11 protein-coding genes and 2 tRNA genes are annotated in these 15,711 nt (G+C 59.6%); 8 read left to right on the top strand and 5 right to left on the bottom strand.

The genetic code is table 11. From position 1 onward, the window contains the following. The first annotated feature begins 25 nt into the window (after positions 1-25). Positions 26-1,741, top strand: coding sequence for a proline--tRNA ligase (locus ACKZ62_RS05140; RefSeq protein WP_095185795.1), 1,716 nt, complete (start codon positions 26-28; stop codon positions 1,739-1,741). Positions 1,742-1,761: 20 nt separating this feature from the next. Further along, positions 1,762-2,715, top strand: a complete 954-nt coding sequence (locus ACKZ62_RS05135; protein ID WP_032890811.1) for a hypothetical protein — start codon at positions 1,762-1,764, stop codon at positions 2,713-2,715. 130 nt (positions 2,716-2,845) lie between these two features. Here the strand turns inward: ACKZ62_RS05135 and dinB are convergent, their stop codons facing one another. Beyond that, positions 2,846-3,904, bottom strand: a complete 1,059-nt coding sequence (dinB, locus tag ACKZ62_RS05130; RefSeq protein WP_447096403.1) for a DNA polymerase IV — start codon at positions 3,902-3,904, stop codon at positions 2,846-2,848. Positions 3,905-4,183: 279 nt separating this feature from the next. Here dinB and ACKZ62_RS05125 point away from each other — a divergent pair. From ACKZ62_RS05125 to ACKZ62_RS05110, 4 genes are all read left to right on the top strand, one after another. Continuing rightward, positions 4,184-4,260: transfer RNA gene (locus ACKZ62_RS05125), tRNA-Met, on the top strand. Between the two features lie 240 nt (positions 4,261-4,500). Continuing rightward, positions 4,501-4,577: transfer RNA gene (locus tag ACKZ62_RS05120), tRNA-Met, on the top strand. Between the two features lie 266 nt (positions 4,578-4,843). Beyond that, positions 4,844-7,486 carry a bifunctional lysylphosphatidylglycerol flippase/synthetase MprF gene (gene mprF / locus ACKZ62_RS05115; protein WP_032890807.1) on the top strand — a complete coding sequence of 881 codons (2,643 nt, stop codon included), beginning with the start codon at positions 4,844-4,846 and terminating at the stop codon, positions 7,484-7,486. After that, positions 7,486-8,766, top strand: a complete 1,281-nt coding sequence (locus ACKZ62_RS05110) for a virulence factor family protein (RefSeq protein WP_095185797.1) — start codon at positions 7,486-7,488, stop codon at positions 8,764-8,766. The genes mprF and ACKZ62_RS05110 overlap by 1 nt, the downstream gene beginning before the upstream one ends. A 137-nt stretch (positions 8,767-8,903) precedes the next feature. Here the strand turns inward: ACKZ62_RS05110 and recJ are convergent, their stop codons facing one another. Together recJ and ACKZ62_RS05100 are read right to left on the bottom strand one after the other, a co-directional pair. Beyond that, positions 8,904-10,613, bottom strand: coding sequence for a single-stranded-DNA-specific exonuclease RecJ (recJ, locus tag ACKZ62_RS05105; RefSeq protein WP_122753149.1), 1,710 nt, complete (start codon positions 10,611-10,613; stop codon positions 8,904-8,906). A gap of 96 nt (positions 10,614-10,709) precedes the next feature. After that, positions 10,710-11,252, bottom strand: coding sequence for a YaeQ family protein (locus tag ACKZ62_RS05100; RefSeq protein WP_032890801.1), 543 nt, complete (start codon positions 11,250-11,252; stop codon positions 10,710-10,712). A gap of 147 nt (positions 11,253-11,399) precedes the next feature. Between ACKZ62_RS05100 and ACKZ62_RS05095 the strand changes: the two genes are divergently transcribed. Continuing rightward, complete coding sequence (locus ACKZ62_RS05095) at positions 11,400-12,599, top strand: CaiB/BaiF CoA transferase family protein (RefSeq protein WP_447096402.1); 1,200 nt, start codon at positions 11,400-11,402, stop codon at positions 12,597-12,599. 16 nt (positions 12,600-12,615) lie between these two features. Then, positions 12,616-13,485 carry a TIGR02285 family protein gene (locus tag ACKZ62_RS05090; protein ID WP_179179910.1) on the top strand — a complete coding sequence of 290 codons (870 nt, stop codon included), beginning with the start codon at positions 12,616-12,618 and terminating at the stop codon, positions 13,483-13,485. A 170-nt stretch (positions 13,486-13,655) separates the two neighbouring features. Here ACKZ62_RS05090 and ACKZ62_RS05085 read toward each other — a convergent pair whose 3' ends face one another. Together ACKZ62_RS05085 and thrC are read right to left on the bottom strand one after the other, a co-directional pair. Next, a complete protein-coding gene (locus tag ACKZ62_RS05085) occupies positions 13,656-13,940 on the bottom strand; it encodes a DUF3509 domain-containing protein (protein ID WP_447096401.1) in 285 nt (94 codons plus the stop codon). Between the two features lie 315 nt (positions 13,941-14,255). Next, entirely contained in the window at positions 14,256-15,665 is a 1,410-nt protein-coding gene (gene thrC, locus ACKZ62_RS05080; protein WP_447096400.1) for a threonine synthase, read from the bottom strand. Positions 15,666-15,711 lie beyond the last annotated feature (46 nt).

Below are 15,711 nucleotides of genomic sequence, written 5' to 3'. Positions count from 1 at the left end.
TCCAAGCAACCGACAACGGCCTACCATGCGTACCAGTCAATATTTGCTCGCCACACAGAAAGAAACGCCTTCCGACGCGGTCGTGATCAGCCATCAGCTGATGCTGCGCGCCGGCATGATCCGCAAACTGGCCTCCGGCCTGTACACCTGGCTGCCCATGGGCTTGAAGGTGATGCGCAAGGTCGAAGCCATCGTTCGTGAAGAAATGAACGCCGCCGGCTCTCTCGAAGTGTTGATGCCGAGCACCCAACCGGCTGAGTTGTGGCAGGAATCCGGGCGCTGGGAAGAGTACGGCCCTGAGTTGCTGCGCTTCAAAGACCGTCATGGCCGCGACTTCTGCGCTGGCCCGACCCACGAAGAAGTGATCACCGACCTGATGCGCAACGAGCTGAGCAGCTATAAGCAGCTGCCGCTGAACCTGTATCAGATCCAGACCAAATTCCGTGATGAAATCCGCCCACGCTTCGGTTTGATGCGCGGCCGCGAATTCATCATGAAGGACGCCTATTCGTTCCACGCTGACCAGGCATCGCTTCAGGTCACCTACGATCGTATGCACCAGGCTTACTGCAATGTGTTCACGCGCTTGGGCCTGAAGTTCCGGGCAGTTGAAGCGGACAATGGCTCCATCGGCGGTGCCGGTTCCCACGAGTTCCACGTACTGGCTGAATCCGGCGAAGACGATATCGCGTTCAGCAACGGTTCCGACTACGCGGCCAACATCGAGAAAGCCGAAGCCGTACCGCGCGAAACCTCGCGCCCAGCGCCGGCTGAAGAACTCCGCTTGGTGGACACGCCAGAAACCAAGACCATCGCGGCTCTGGTGGAAAAATTCAATCTGCCGATTGAAAAGACCATCAAGACCCTGATCGTGCGCGCCGAGGAAGAAGGCAAACTGATCGCCCTGGTGATCCGTGGCGACCACGAACTCAACGAAATCAAGGCTGCCCAACAGCCTGGCGTGGCCAGCCCGCTGGTCATGGCCACCGACGACGAACTGCGCAACGCCATTGGCGCCGGCGCCGGTTCCCTCGGCCCGCTGAACCTGCCGCTGCCGATCATCATCGACCGTTCCGTCGAACTGATGAGCGACTTCGGTATCGGCGCGAACATCGACGACAAGCACTATTTCGGCGTGAACTGGGAACGCGACCTGCCAGTTCCGACCGTAGCGGACCTGCGCAACGTCGTCGCCGGCGACCCAAGCCCGGATGGCAAGGGCACCCTGGAAATCAAGCGCGGCATCGAAGTCGGGCACATCTTCCAGCTGGGCAACAAGTACAGCAAGGCGATGAAGTGCGAAGTGCTGGGCGAGAACGGCAAGCCGATCACCCTGGACATGGGGTGCTACGGCATTGGCGTATCCCGCGTGGTTGCTGCTGCCATCGAGCAGAACAACGATGAGAAAGGCATCATCTGGAGCGACACACTGGCGCCGTTCCAGATCGCCCTGGTACCCCTGCGTTACGAAACCGAGCAAGTACGCGAAGCCACCGACAAACTGTATGCCGAACTGACGGCCGCCGGTTTTGAAGTGCTGCTCGATGACCGGGACAAGAAAACCAGCCCGGGCATCAAGTTCGCCGACATGGAACTGATTGGCATCCCGCACCGGATCGTGGTCAGCGACCGCGGCCTGGCCGATGGCAATCTGGAATACAAGAGCCGGACCGAAGCCGAAGCCCAACCATTGCCGGTGGCTGACGTGCTGTCTTTCCTTCAGGCGCGTATTCGTCGCTGAAAACCAGATCAAGAGAAGTCATGTTCAAGCGAAACACCAGAGCCCTGGGGGGCGCCGCCTTGTGCGGCGCCCTGCTGGTCAGCGGCTGCGCCAACCAGATGTCGCAACGCAGTGAGCACGAGGAGCGGGTCGAGCGTAAGTTGCTCGACCACAGTCTGCAGATCGATGTAGGCGATCCCAAAGTGCTGGAACTGCCGCAACGCCGGGTTCGCATTCACGAGCAGAAGACGTTCGAGGTCACCGAATTCGAAGTCACCCGTCGCTACGACCGCTACACGCCTTACCAGCCCTGGCGCAAACTCTATGAGTTGCCCCTGGGTGCGGTGGCATTGGTGGCGGGCGCGGGTGCCAACGTGGCGAATATCTTCGCCCTCGGCAACCTGCCTACCAGCATGACCCACGACTGGCTGACTTACGGCGTGGACGGTCTCAACCCGTTCATGAACGTGCAATCCCACGGCCGGGCGCAACAGAATCTGGCAGGTATCGATGAAGTCCAGCGTGACAAGCGCGTGGAGTATTCAAGCCTGCCTTGGAGCGAAAGACCGGTGCAGGTCACCGCCGGCAAAAAGATCCACGAGCTGACCACCGACCGCAACGGCGTCCTGCGCCTGAACCTGTTGGACAGCCCGTTTGCCGAGCAGGACCTGAATCGCATCACGACGCTGAAGATCAGCGTGGAAGATGGCCAGGACGACGTACATTCGGACTCGACTCTGGCAATCAGCAGTACCTTGCGCGGCAAGTTGCTGGAAGCCCACGGCCTGATCTACGACGACCTGGAAGACGACGAAGTCAGCCAATGGGTGCACCGGGTCAAGCGTCTGTCGGAGCTGGGCTTGGAAGAAGAAGCCAGTGAACTGGAACAAAGCCTGATTGAGCTGACCCGAAATGATCCGGAGCTACAGCAGGAATTCCTGCAGGCGCTGACCAAGGACGCGGGGCGGTTAGTCGCAGATCCCGGAGCACGCTGAGACTTCGAAAACACTGTAGATCCAAATGTGGGAGGGGGCTTGCTCCCGATTGCGGTGCATCAGTCAACTTATACGTAGCTGACCCACCGCTATCGGGAGCAAGCCCCCTCCCACATTTTGTTTCCGGTTTCTACCAAGAGAACTCTAACTGTTCGTGGCCGCCACTTAGGTCCAGCAACCGCACGCCAATACCCAACAATCGCACCGGTTTATCACCACGATTAAACGCCTGGGTCATCAGCTGTTGATAACTCTCCAGATCCCGCCCTGCCCCCGCCTGCTCCAAGGTGGTCTGGGTAAAGTCGTGAAACTTCACCTTAACGAACGGTTTGCCCGCACGGTAACTGCTGTCGATGCGCGCCATGCGCCCAGCCAGGGTCTCCATCAGTTCAGGGAGTTTTTCCAGGCAGCTTGAGAGATCCGGCAGGTCCACGTCGTAGGTATTTTCCACACTGATCGATTGCCGACGGTTGTCGTTCTGCACTGCGCGTTCATCGATCCCACGAGCCAGGTTCCAGAGTCGCTCGCCAAAACTACCGAACTCCCGTACCAACGCCAGTTTGCTCCACTCGCGCAGTTGCAGGCAGTCTTCAATGCCCAAACGAGCCAGCTTGTCGGCCGTGACCTTGCCGACGCCGTGCAACTTGCTCACGCGTAACTGCGAGACAAAGTCTTCGATCTGGTCCGGGGTGATCACAAACAGGCCGTTGGGCTTTTTCCAGTCGCTGGCGATCTTGGCCAGGAATTTATTCGGGGCCACGCCGGCGGATACGGTGATGTGCAATTGGTTGGAGACCCGCCGACGAATGTCTTGGGCAATACGCGTGGCACTGCCGCCAAAATGCGGGCTGTCCGAGACGTCCAAGTAGGCTTCATCCAAGGACAATGGCTCAATCAAGTCGGTGTAGTCGCGAAAGATCGTCTGAATTTCCTTCGACGCTTCTTTATAAGCATCCATGCGCGGCTTGACGATGGTCAGGTCCGGGCAAAGCTTCAAGGCATGGCGCGACGACATGGCTGAGCGCACCCCGTACGCCCGCGCTTCGTAATTGCACGTAGCGATCACGCCCCTTCGGTCCGCCGAGCCACCCACAGCCAGAGGCTTTTGCGCCAGGCTCGGGTTATCGCGCATCTCGATAGCGGCGTAGAAGCAATCACAGTCGACGTGGATGATTTTGCGCTGCGTCATATATAGAGGGGTGAAATCCTACGGGTGGGCAGTATCGCACTCACACCTGTATATAGCACCAGTAGTTTGAATCTTCTGCCTAAGCGGTAGGAAATTTCACAAATGGATTTATTTTTTCAATCGAAAACAGCATCCCGATAGAGCCGAAACCCTTGGCCCGCCTGGCTCGCGCGGCCCCTACAAGGCTTTCTGGAGAGCTAACCGATTGAAGCACAAGCGCTTTTCTTCAACTCACAGGTTGACACACTCGTGATCCTCTGTAGAATGCCGACACACAGACGCGGGATGGAGCAGTCTGGTAGCTCGTCGGGCTCATAACCCGAAGGTCGTCGGTTCAAATCCGGCTCCCGCAACCAAACATCAAAAAAGGCTACTCGAAAGAGTGGCCTTTTTTGTGCGCGTGTGTTTTTCAAACCTGGATCGCGTGCACTTCATTACGAACGCTTCGCGCCCAACGCGGAGCAAGCCTGCTCACCACAAAAAGCCTTCTCAATCGAGAACTTAGGTTGCATGGGCGGTTAATTCACACTTATTTGCACCATCGGTTGATTAACGGTTGACACCTCGCCGCTTGGCTGTAGAATGCCGCCCACAGACGCGGGATGGAGCAGTCTGGTAGCTCGTCGGGCTCATAACCCGAAGGTCGTCGGTTCAAATCCGGCTCCCGCAACCAAACATCAAAAAAGGCTACTCGAAAGAGTGGCCTTTTTTGTATCCGGTGAAAAAGTTCTTCTGAAACAATGGGATGGCATCTTTCATGAAACCGTACACGGTTTGTAGAGTCCATCTCATCGCACGCTATGCTTACTCCTCTACGACCAAGGGCCGCTGTCGCCGCCCCCGGTGATACGCGTTAATATTTGTAATTATTTTGTCCATAGGGATTGGTAACTTGGCTGGATACCCCCATCCTGTCGCGCACAATCCACGAGGTGATTGATGCGCGCCAACTCGTCTGAACCACAAGACACCGTCACAGCAGAACAACCGATCACGCCTACCCGATTGCGTTGGCTGGATCTGATCAGCAAGTACCGGCAACCCCTCGGGCTGGCGGTCACCCTGTTGCTGTTCGCCATCGCCTTGATCGCTTGCCGCCACCTTCTGCTGGAACTCGACCTTTACGCACTTCACGACTCGATCCTGGAAGTGCCTAAGCCTGCACTGCTGGGAGCATTTGCCGCGGGCGTCGCAGGGTTTGTCATTCTTCTCGGCTATGAGTTCTCGGGCGCACGCTATGCCGGCGTGAAGCTGCCCGCCAAGACACTGGCCCATGGCGGCTTCACCGCCTTTGCCATTGGCAATGCGATTGGCCTGTCGATGCTCTCCGGCGGCTCGGTGCGCTACCGTTTATATGCACGCCATGGCATCGGGGCCTCGGAAGTCGCCCATATGACTGTGTTCGCCAGCCTGGCCCTGGGCTGCGCCCTGCCCCCGCTGGCCGCACTCGCGACACTGAGCAACCTACCTGCAGCGTCGACCTACCTGCATCTGTCGCAAGGCCTGCTCGGCGCGATTGCCGGTGCCGTGCTGCTGTTGTCGGCCGCGCTGTGTATCGGCATTTACCGCCGCCGCTTGCCGGAGCAACCTTACCCGGACAACCTGCTGGTCAAAGTCGGCCGTCGCACCCTGCGCCTGCCCGGCCGGCGCCTGACGCTCCTGCAATTGGTCATCACTGCCCTGGATGTCGCCGCCGCCGCCACTGTCCTCTATCTATTGCTGCCAGAAGCGCCGCCCTTCGGTCCATTCCTGCTGGTTTACCTGCTGGCTCTCGCCGCTGGCGTGCTCAGCCACGTACCGGGCGGAGTCGGGGTGTTCGAAGCGATCCTGCTCGCCGCGTTTGCAGACAAGCTCGGCGCCGCACCACTGGCCGCTGCCCTGCTGCTGTATCGGATGATCTACGTAGTGTTGCCGCTCCTGATCGCGTGCGTGTTCCTGCTGATCAACGAGGCGCAACGACTATTCCAGACCCAGCAGAGCCTGCGCGTGGCCTCAGGTCTGGCGGCGCCAGTGCTGGCCGTACTGGTTTTTTTGTCCGGCGTGGTCCTGCTGTTTTCAGGCGCCACGCCAGAGATCGATTCACGCCTGGAAAACATCGGCTTCCTGATTCCCCACCGCCTGATTGATGCCTCGCACTTTGGTGCCAGCCTGATCGGCGTACTGTGCCTGTTGCTGGCCCAAGGCCTGCGTCGACGTTTGTCGGCGGCCTGGATGCTGACCATGGTGCTGCTGCTGGTGGGCGCCCTGCTCTCGCTGCTCAAAGGCTTCGACTGGGAAGAAGCCAGCCTGATGACCATGACGGCGGTGCTGCTGGCGATCTTTCGCCGCTCGTTCTACCGCGCCAGCCGCCTGACAGAACTGCCGTTCTCACCGCTGTACCTGGTGTCCAGCGTCTGCGTGCTGGGTGCCTCGATCTGGCTGCTGCTGTTTGCCTATCAAGATGTGCCGTACAGCCATCAACTGTGGTGGCAGTTCACCCTCGATGCCAACGCCCCACGCGGCCTGCGCTCATTGCTGGGAGCCGCCGTGCTGCTGGTGATCGTATCGCTGACCTGGCTGCTGCGCACCGCCCGCCCGGTGATTCACCTGCCGACCCCGGATGAGCTGGAGCGCGCCTCGAAGATCCTGATGGCTTCGTCACAACCCGACGGTGGCCTTGCGCTGACCGGTGACAAGGCGCTGCTGTTCCACCCCAACGACGAAGCCTTCCTGATGTATGCCCGTCGCGGCCGCAGCCTGGTGGCCTTGTACGACCCAATTGGACCGACCCAGCCAAGGGCCGAGATGATTTGGCAGTTCCGCGACCTGTGCGACATCCACCACGCGCGTCCGGTGTTCTATCAGGTACGGGCAGAGAACCTGCCCTACTACATGGACATCGGCCTAACCGCGATCAAGCTGGGCGAAGAGGCGCGCGTCGACCTGAAACGCTTTGACCTGGAAGCCAAAGGCAAAGAGATGAAGGATCTGCGCTACACCTGGAACCGTGGCACCCGGGACGGTCTGTCTCTGGAGATCCATGAACCGGGTACGGCGCCGATGGATGAATTAAAAGTCATCTCGGACGCATGGCTTACCGGTAAGAATGTGCGCGAAAAAGGGTTTTCCCTGGGACGCTTCAGTGACGACTACCTCAAGCATTTTCGGATTGCGATCATTCGCTTCGAAGGACGCCCGGTAGCCTTCGCCAACTTGCTTGAGACTTACAATCACGACCTGGCCAGCCTCGACCTGATGCGCGCCCATCCGGATGCGCCCAAGTTGACCATGGAATTCATGATGGTCGGTCTGATTCAACACTATAAGAGTCACGGCTACGCCCGTTTCAGCCTCGGCATGGTGCCGTTGTCGGGCCTGCAACCGCGACGCGGCGCGCCACTGACCCAGCGTTTGGGTTCGATGGTGTTCCGTCGTGGCGAGCAACTGTATAACTTCCAAGGTTTGCGCCGCTTCAAAGATAAGTTCCAGCCAGACTGGGAACCCCGTTACATGGCCGTGCCCGCAGGACTTGATCCGCTGGTGGCACTGGCCGATACCGCCGCCCTGATCGCGGGTGGCTTGACTGGATTGGTGAAACGCTGATGATTCGACGCTCCTGGCGGTATGTATTGGCCTTTGTAGTGCTGCTGGCCCTGGTTCTGGGTGGCGGCTTTTGGTATTTGAAACGCCCTGCCCCGCAGCCGACCCTGGAGCAACTGCCCCAGGCCGATGGCTCGGTAATGACCCGCGTGACTCCGGCCGGCAACCCGAAAGCCCGTGTGGCCGTGGCGGTGATGGCCGACGAAACCCTGACCGATAGCCAGTTGTTAACCCTGAGCCAGGGTGGCAAAGCGCAGATCGTCCAGGTGGTCTTGCCAAAAGATGACTGCAAGCTGCAGGAACAAGCGCTGCAAAGCGCCTTGAGCCAGCTCAAGGGCCCTGCGACGCTGGTCAGCGGCATCGGCCCTGGCGCGGCGCTTGCCTGGCGCTGGCTGGCCACTCAGAACGACGACAAGGCCAATGCCATCTCTGTCGGCTTCGCTCTGGCGCAGGAAGGCTGCAAAGATCCGCTGCCGAAAACTGCAGAGCACGGCAACTGGCTGGTGGCGTGGAACGACAACCCTGACGACGAGAGCGCCAGTTTCGTACGCGATACACCACGCGCCACAACCAGCATCAGTGACTACGACATTCACTACCCGCAAGTACTGAACAACGAACTGCGCAAGCAACTGGTGGGTTCGGATAACGGTGGCCTGGCGATTCCCGTGGTGGAAGTCCCGGCAGGCCAGGCTAAGGACACCGTGACCCTGTTCCTCTCCGGGGACGGCGGCTGGCGGGACCTGGACCGCGACGTGGCCGGTGAAATGGCCAAGATCGGCTACCCAGTGGTCGGCATCGATACCCTGCGCTACTACTGGCAGCACAAGACGCCGGAACAAAGCGCCAAAGACCTGACCGAGCTGATGCAGCACTACCGGCAAAAGTGGGGCACCAAGCGCTTTGTGCTGACCGGCTATTCGTTCGGCGCCGACGTGTTGCCAGCGATCTATAACCGCATGCCGGAGAACGAGCAACAGCGCGTCGATGCGATCATCCTGCTGGCCTTCGCCCGCACCGGTAGCTTTGAGATCGAAGTGGAAGGCTGGCTGGGCAACGCCGGCAAAGAAGCCGCGACCGGCCCGGAAATGGCGAAGCTGCCGCCTGAGAAAGTGGTGTGCATCTACGGCGCCGAAGAAGTCGACGAGAGTGGCTGCACCGACAAGACCGCCGTGGGCGAGGCTGTGAAGCTGCCCGGCGGGCATCACTTCGATGAGAACTACCCGGCGCTGGCCAAGCGGTTGGTGGATATCATCGTCAAGCACCAGGCCAAAAGCGAATAACCCCAGGCCTTACACAAATCAAAATGTGGGAGGGGGCTTGCCCCCGATAGCGGTAGGTCAGTCACAGCATTGTTGACTGACACTCAGCTATCGGGGGCGAGCCCCCTCCCACAGTTGTTTTGCGGTGTTAGTAAAATCTAACGCGGCTCGATGTGGGCAATCATCAACTGCACGGTTTCATTCCCACGAAACTCGTTCACGTCCAGCTTGTAGGCCAACTCCACCCATCGCACGGTCGGATTCGGCCAGACCTCACGGTCCACGCCAAAGGCGATGCCATCGAGCTTCACTGAACCGCATTCGCTCTTGAGCACTACTTTCAGGTGCCGCTCCCCCACCACGCGTTGCTCCACCAACTGAAACACCCCGTGAAACAGCGGCTCGGGGAAGTGCTGCCCCCAAGGACCAGCATGCCGCAGGGCGCGGGCCAGCTCCAGGTGAAACTCCTCAACCGCCAGTGTGCCGTCGGACAACAGGCGACCGGTGAGGTCTTCTTCACGCAGTTGACGACGCACTTCGGCATCAAAAGCTTCGGCAAACAGAGGGAAATTCGCCTCTGGCAATGTCAGACCCGCCGCCATGGCATGGCCGCCGTACTTGGCGATCAGAGTGGGATGCTGGCTAGCAACCACCGCCAGCGCATCACGGATGTGAAAACCCGGCACAGAGCGCCCAGAGCCCTTGAGCAGGCCATCACCCGCATCGGCGAAGGCGATGGTCGGGCGGAAATAACGCTCTTTCATGCGCGACGCCAGAATGCCGATCACGCCTTGGTGCCATTCAGGGTCGAACAGGCACAGGCCATAGGGCATTGATTCCACCGGCAAGTCCTTGAGCTGGGCCAGAGCCTCGCGCTGCATACCTTGCTCGATGGATTTACGGTCTTGGTTCATGCCGTCCAGTTGCGCCGCCATTTCCCGCGCCGCCGCGAAATCCGTGGTGAGCAGGCATTCGATACCCAGGCTCATGTCGTCCAGGCGCCCGGCGGCGTTGAGCCGCGGCCCGAGAATAAAGCCCAGGTCGGTGGAGGTGATGCGCGCCGCATCGCGCTTGGCCACTTCAAGGATCGCCTTGATCCCCGGCCGCGCGCGACCTGCGCGGATACGCTCCAGGCCTTGGTGCACCAGGATGCGATTGTTGGCGTCCAGCGGCACCACGTCGGCGACACTGCCCAGGGCAACCAAGTCGAGCAGATCGCCGATATTCGGCTGCGGCTTGTTCGCGTACCAGCCCAGCTCACGCAAGCGCGCGCGCAGCGCCATCAGCACGTAGAAAATCACGCCAACACCGGCCAACGCCTTGCTCGGAAACTCACAGCCTGGCTGGTTAGGATTGACGATGGCGTCTGCCGCCGGCAACTCGTCACCGGGCAAGTGGTGGTCGGTGACCAACACCTGCAACCCCGCCGCCTTCGCTGCGGCCACGCCTTCGACGCTGGAGATGCCGTTGTCCACGGTAATCAGCAACTGCGGCTCGCGCTGCAGGGCCACGGCAACAATCTCCGGCGTCAGGCCGTAGCCGTATTCGAAGCGATTGGGCACCAGGTAATCGACATGGGCGGCACCGAGCAAACGCAGGCCCAGGGTGCCTACAGTGCTGGCGGTGGCGCCATCGGCGTCGAAGTCACCAACGATGAGGATGCGTTGGCGTTGCTCCAGGGCCGTCACCAAAAGGTCTACGGCGGCGTCGATGCCCTTGAGCTGTTGATAGGGAATCAAGCGCGCCAGGCTTTTATCCAGCTCGGCCTCGGACTGCACCCCGCGTGCGGCATAAAGACGGGTCAACAGCGGTGGCAGTTCACCGAGAAATGGCAGGACAGCGGGCAACGGACGAGGATCAATACGCATGGGGTGATGGGCGCTTCTCTTTGATACGACGGTTAAACGACAACGCTGAAGGCAACACGGGGCACATGTGGAAGGGGCAAGCCCTCCCCGCAGTATTCAACCGCGCTCGCCGACCAGCCATTGCAGTTGCACTTCATGCTGGCCACGGTCATCAGTGACGAAGATCGTGCCTTCGCTGATCATCACGTCCCACTTGATTACGCGGGGCATGTCCTTGGCCAGAACCTCCAGAATCTCCTGGGGCACCGCAGCGATGTGTACGTTTTTCAGATTATTCGCCACCGGCACCACTTTGCCTTCCCATACACGCAGGCTGCCATAAGCCAGCAGGCTGGTACGTTCAGTACGGCGCGAGCACCAGGTCAGGCGGTCGGCATCGGGCTGGCCGACTTCGATCCAGTGCAAAACCCGATCATCCAGGCTTTTTTCCCACAGGGCCGGTTCGTCTACATCTGAAAGGCCACGACCGAATGCCAATTGCTCATTGTAAAAAAGGGCGTAGGCCAGCAGGCGCACAGTCATGCGTTCTTCGGTTTCCGAAGGGTGGCGAGCGATGGTCTGTTTGACGCTCTCGTACACCGAACGGTCGAGGTCGGTGAGGTTGAGTTCGAATTTGTAGGTCGTGGACGGCTGGGCCATGAACGGGCTTCTAGAGACAGGGAAAGGCGGCCAGTCTAACTGATGGTGGTGCCATTCAACGAATCCTGCGCTGTTTCACGCTTATCCCTGGCCGCTCGCCTATGTTAAAAGGCATCACACACCCGCTCCGCGCAGACAAGGATCCCCATGTCGTTTAATGCCAAACCGCTTGCCGGCCTGAAAGTCATCGAACTCGGCACCCTGATCGCCGGCCCGTTCGCTTCGCGTATCTGCGCTGAATTTGGTGCAGAAGTGATCAAGGTCGAATCCCCGAATGGCGGCGATCCGCTGCGCAAATGGCGCAAGCTGTACGAGGGCACCTCGCTGTGGTGGTTCGTGCAGGCACGCAACAAAAAATCCCTGACGCTGAACCTAAAGCACCCGGACGGTCTGGAGATTCTCAAGCAACTCCTGACGGACGCCGACATTCTCATCGAGAACTTTCGCCCCGGTGTACTGGAGAAGCTCGGCCTGAGCTGGGAAACCCTGCACGCGCTGAACCCGAAACTGGTGATGGTGCGCCTCTCGGGCTTTGGCCAGACCGGACCGATGAAAGACCAGCCGGGGTTTGGTGCCGTCGGTGAATCCATGGGCGGGCTGCGTTACATCACCGGTTTCGAGGACCGCCCGCCAGTGCGCACAGGGATTTCCATTGGCGACTCCATCGCTGCGTTGTGGGCAGTAATCGGTGCATTGATGGCGCTGCGTCATCGCGAAGTGAATGGCGGCGTAGGCCAAGTGGTGGATGTGGCGCTGTATGAAGCTATCTTCGCCATGATGGAAAGCATGATTCCTGAGTTTGACGTGTTCGGATTCATCCGTGAGCGCACCGGCAACATCATGCCCGGCATTACACCGTCGTCGATCCATACCAGCGCGGACGGCAAGCATGTGCAGATCGGCGCAAATGGGGATGCAATCTTCAAACGGTTTATGAGTGCCATTGGCCGTGAAGACCTGGCGAATGATGCGCAGTTGGCGAGCAATGACGGGCGTGATACCCGCCGTGATGAGCTGTATGGCGTGATTGATCGTTGGGTCAATTCGCTGTCACTGGAGCAGGTGGTGGAGCAACTGAACAAGGCCGAGGTACCCGCCAGCCGGATCTACAGCGCCGAGGACATGCTTGGCGATCCGCAATTCCTGGCGCGGGAGATGTTCCTCAAGGCGCAACTGCCAGACGGCAAGGACTTCAAGATGCCGGGCATCGTGCCCAAGCTGTCGGACACGCCCGGGAGCTGCGAGTGGGTCGGGCCGCAGTTGGGCGAGCACACCAACGTGCTGCTTAACGAGCTAGGTTACGACGCGGCCGCGATCACCCGGCTACGTGAACAAGGCGCGATCTGATGGCGCACTCGCAATAATGGCGCGGCGTTGGCTCCTGGGTGTTTGTGCACCGTTGCTCGGGCTTCTGCCGCTGTCTGCCAAGGCAGCGGACACCTTGACCTGGTTAATCCGCGACCTGCCCCCGATGACCATCCTCGACGGCCCGCAAAAGGGCCAGGGCGTCATCGACGAATTGCTGCCGATGCTGATGGAGCGCCTGCCCGAGTACCAACACAAGATTTTGCACGTTAACCGTGCACGCGGCCTGCAGATACTTCAGACCCCCGCACTGACCTGCGACCCCACCATGCTATGGACAGCAGAACGGGCCAAGTGGGTGGTGTATTCGCGCCCGGCTTTTTCCATGGTCAGTAATGGGGTGGTGGTACGTCAGGACCGCCGTGACGTGCTCGCGCCGCTTGTCGCACAGCAAAGGGTGGACCTCGCGGCGCTCCTGCTGGATAAGCGCGCACGCCTGGGCGTGGTGGCCGAGCGCAGCTACGGGACGCTCATCGATGAAATGCTGGACCAAACGGATGCGCCCACCCGCGTGCTGCACTACGGAAACGACGCCCTGGGCAGCCTGCTGCAAATGCAACGATTGGGTCGCCTGGAAGCCGTGCTGGGCTACTGGACTGAAATTCGCTATCACGCCCTGCGCCAGGGGATTGATCCGCTGACTTTGGCGTTCTATCCGATTGCTGGCGTCATGCCCTACCAGCGTGTGCATATCGGCTGCTCCGATACGCCTGAGGGCCACCAGGCAATTGAACACATCAACCAAGTGTTGAACGGGCTGCCCCAGGCTCCACTACTGCACGCCTATGCCGCCTGGCTCGACCCGGCGCTGCGCGCGCAATATCTGACCGACCATGTCCAGTTTTACCAAGACGCGACTACGCCCTGACAAATCGCGGGCAAAAAGAAACCCCGAAGCGTGGGGAGACACTTCAGGGTTAAACGTGGCCAACAAAGACCAGTACAGCAAGCCACAAACACCGGAGCACAATGTTTGCTCTTGCTGTTACAAAATCTGACCGGCCATGCCGTAGGAAGTTTCCATCGATGAACAATTCTTCATGCGCGGGCAATGCCACGGGTCTGGGCGGCATTGCGTAAGGCGGCAATGACCGAGGGTTCCAATCGGCCTTCTGCAATTTTGATGTCACGCAGCAGGCAGTCCACTACGTCCACTAGCACGCGTTTATCCATCAATTGGGCACGGTCAACTTCACGCTCGACCACAATAGCGCCAGTAGGATTCTTTACTGTCACCAAGCACTCGTCCTGAACACCCGCAGTGGTCAGCGCAACCTGATAAGGGGTCAGTGCTTCTTCGAGCAATAGGCTGATACTTTCCATCTCGATCACCACTCAATAGTTCGGGAACAATCGTTTCAACGGGAACTGCATCTATCCTAAGTGACTGGTTATGACGTAGGAAAGTTCGCTTTTTCGTATTTACGGGGGTTACCGGGGGATGAGGTTTCCAGCATGCGCTTGCAATATGACAAGCAAAAAACGGCGACACATAAATGCTTGCGCAATGGGCGGTGGTTTGGGGTTTGGCCGGGCGCTATCGCAGGTCGCCCCTTTACTTAATGAGCGCTGCCAAAAAACAAAAAACGCCGCTGACCCAAGCAAGGGAGAGCGGCGTTTTTGTGTACGCGGTCTGCCTTACAACGGCTTACCACGATTGCCGTGCTGGCTGACAAACGCATGCACTGCTTTCAAGTCATTGGCCAACACCGTGCAACGCTCTTCGCGCTCGAACAGGTCGGTCAAGTGCACCGGCAGCTCCAACGCCTTGCCGACACCGGCTTTCTCCGCCGCTTCCGGGAATTTGACCGGGTGCGCGGTACCGAGGATCACCATTGGAATATCCAGGCTGCGACGGCATTCGCGGGCGGCCTTCACACCGATGGCGGTGTGCGGGTCGAGCAGTTCGCCGGTCTGGGCATAGACTTCGGCGATGGTCTCGCAGGTCTGTGCATCGTCCACGGCCAGGGAGTCAAAGAGCTTGCGGGTTTCGGTCCAGCGCTCCTCATCAACGCTGAAACCGCCGCCGCTCTTGAAGGTGTCCATCAAGCCGGCAATCGCCGAACCGTTGCGACCGTGCATGTCGAACAGCAGGCGTTCGAAGTTCGACGAGACCATGATGTCCATGGAAGGCGACAGGGTAGCGTGCAGGGTTTCCTTGACGTACTGATTGCCGCTCATGAAGCGGTGCAGGATGTCGTTGCGGTTGGTGGCGACGATCAACTGGTTGATCGGCAGGCCCATGTTACGCGCCAGGTAACCGGCGAAGATATCGCCGAAGTTGCCGGTCGGCACCGAGAACGACACCGAACGCGCCGGGCCGCCCAACTGTAGGGATGCGTGGAAGTAGTAAACGATCTGGGCCATGATCCGCGCCCAGTTGATCGAGTTCACCGCGACCAGGCGGGTGCCCTTGAGGAAGCTCTGGTCAGCGAAGCTGTTCTTGACCATTTCCTGGCAGTCATCGAAGTTGCCTTCGATGGCGATGTTGTGGATGTTCTCGCCAAAGATGGTGGTCATCTGACGGCGCTGAACTTCCGACACACGCTTGTGCGGGTGCAGGATGAAGATGTCGACGTTTTCGCAGTGCTTGCAGCCTTCGATGGCGGCCGAACCGGTATCACCGGAGGTAGCGCCGATGATCACAACGCGCTCGCCGCGCTTCTCCAACACATAATCCAACAGGCGACCGAGCAGTTGCAGGGCAAAGTCCTTGAACGCCAGAGTCGGGCCGTGGAACAGTTCCAGCACCCACTCATTGCCGTTCAGTTGGCGCAACGGCGCGATGGCGCTGTGGGAAAACACGCCGTATGTTTCTTCCAAAATCTTCTTGAAGTCCGCATCTGGAATGCTGCCGGTGACGAATGGACGCATCACTCGGAACGCCAGTTCGTGGTACGGCAGCCCGGCCCAGGAGGCGATTTCTTCCTGAGTGAAGCGTGGCAGGTTTTCCGGCACGTACAGGCCGCCGTCAGTGGCAAGGCCTGCCAGCAAAACGTCTTCGAAATTCAGGGCCGGTGCCTGGCCGCGGGTGCTGATGTAACGCATGACTGGCTCCTCTAAAACATTCTCGAACAGAGGCCGCCGAACGCGC

The sequence above is a fragment of the Pseudomonas sivasensis genome (assembly GCF_052938085.1).
Note: the sequence above shows the minus strand (reverse complement) of the source record. Positions and strands in the feature narration are given on the sequence as shown.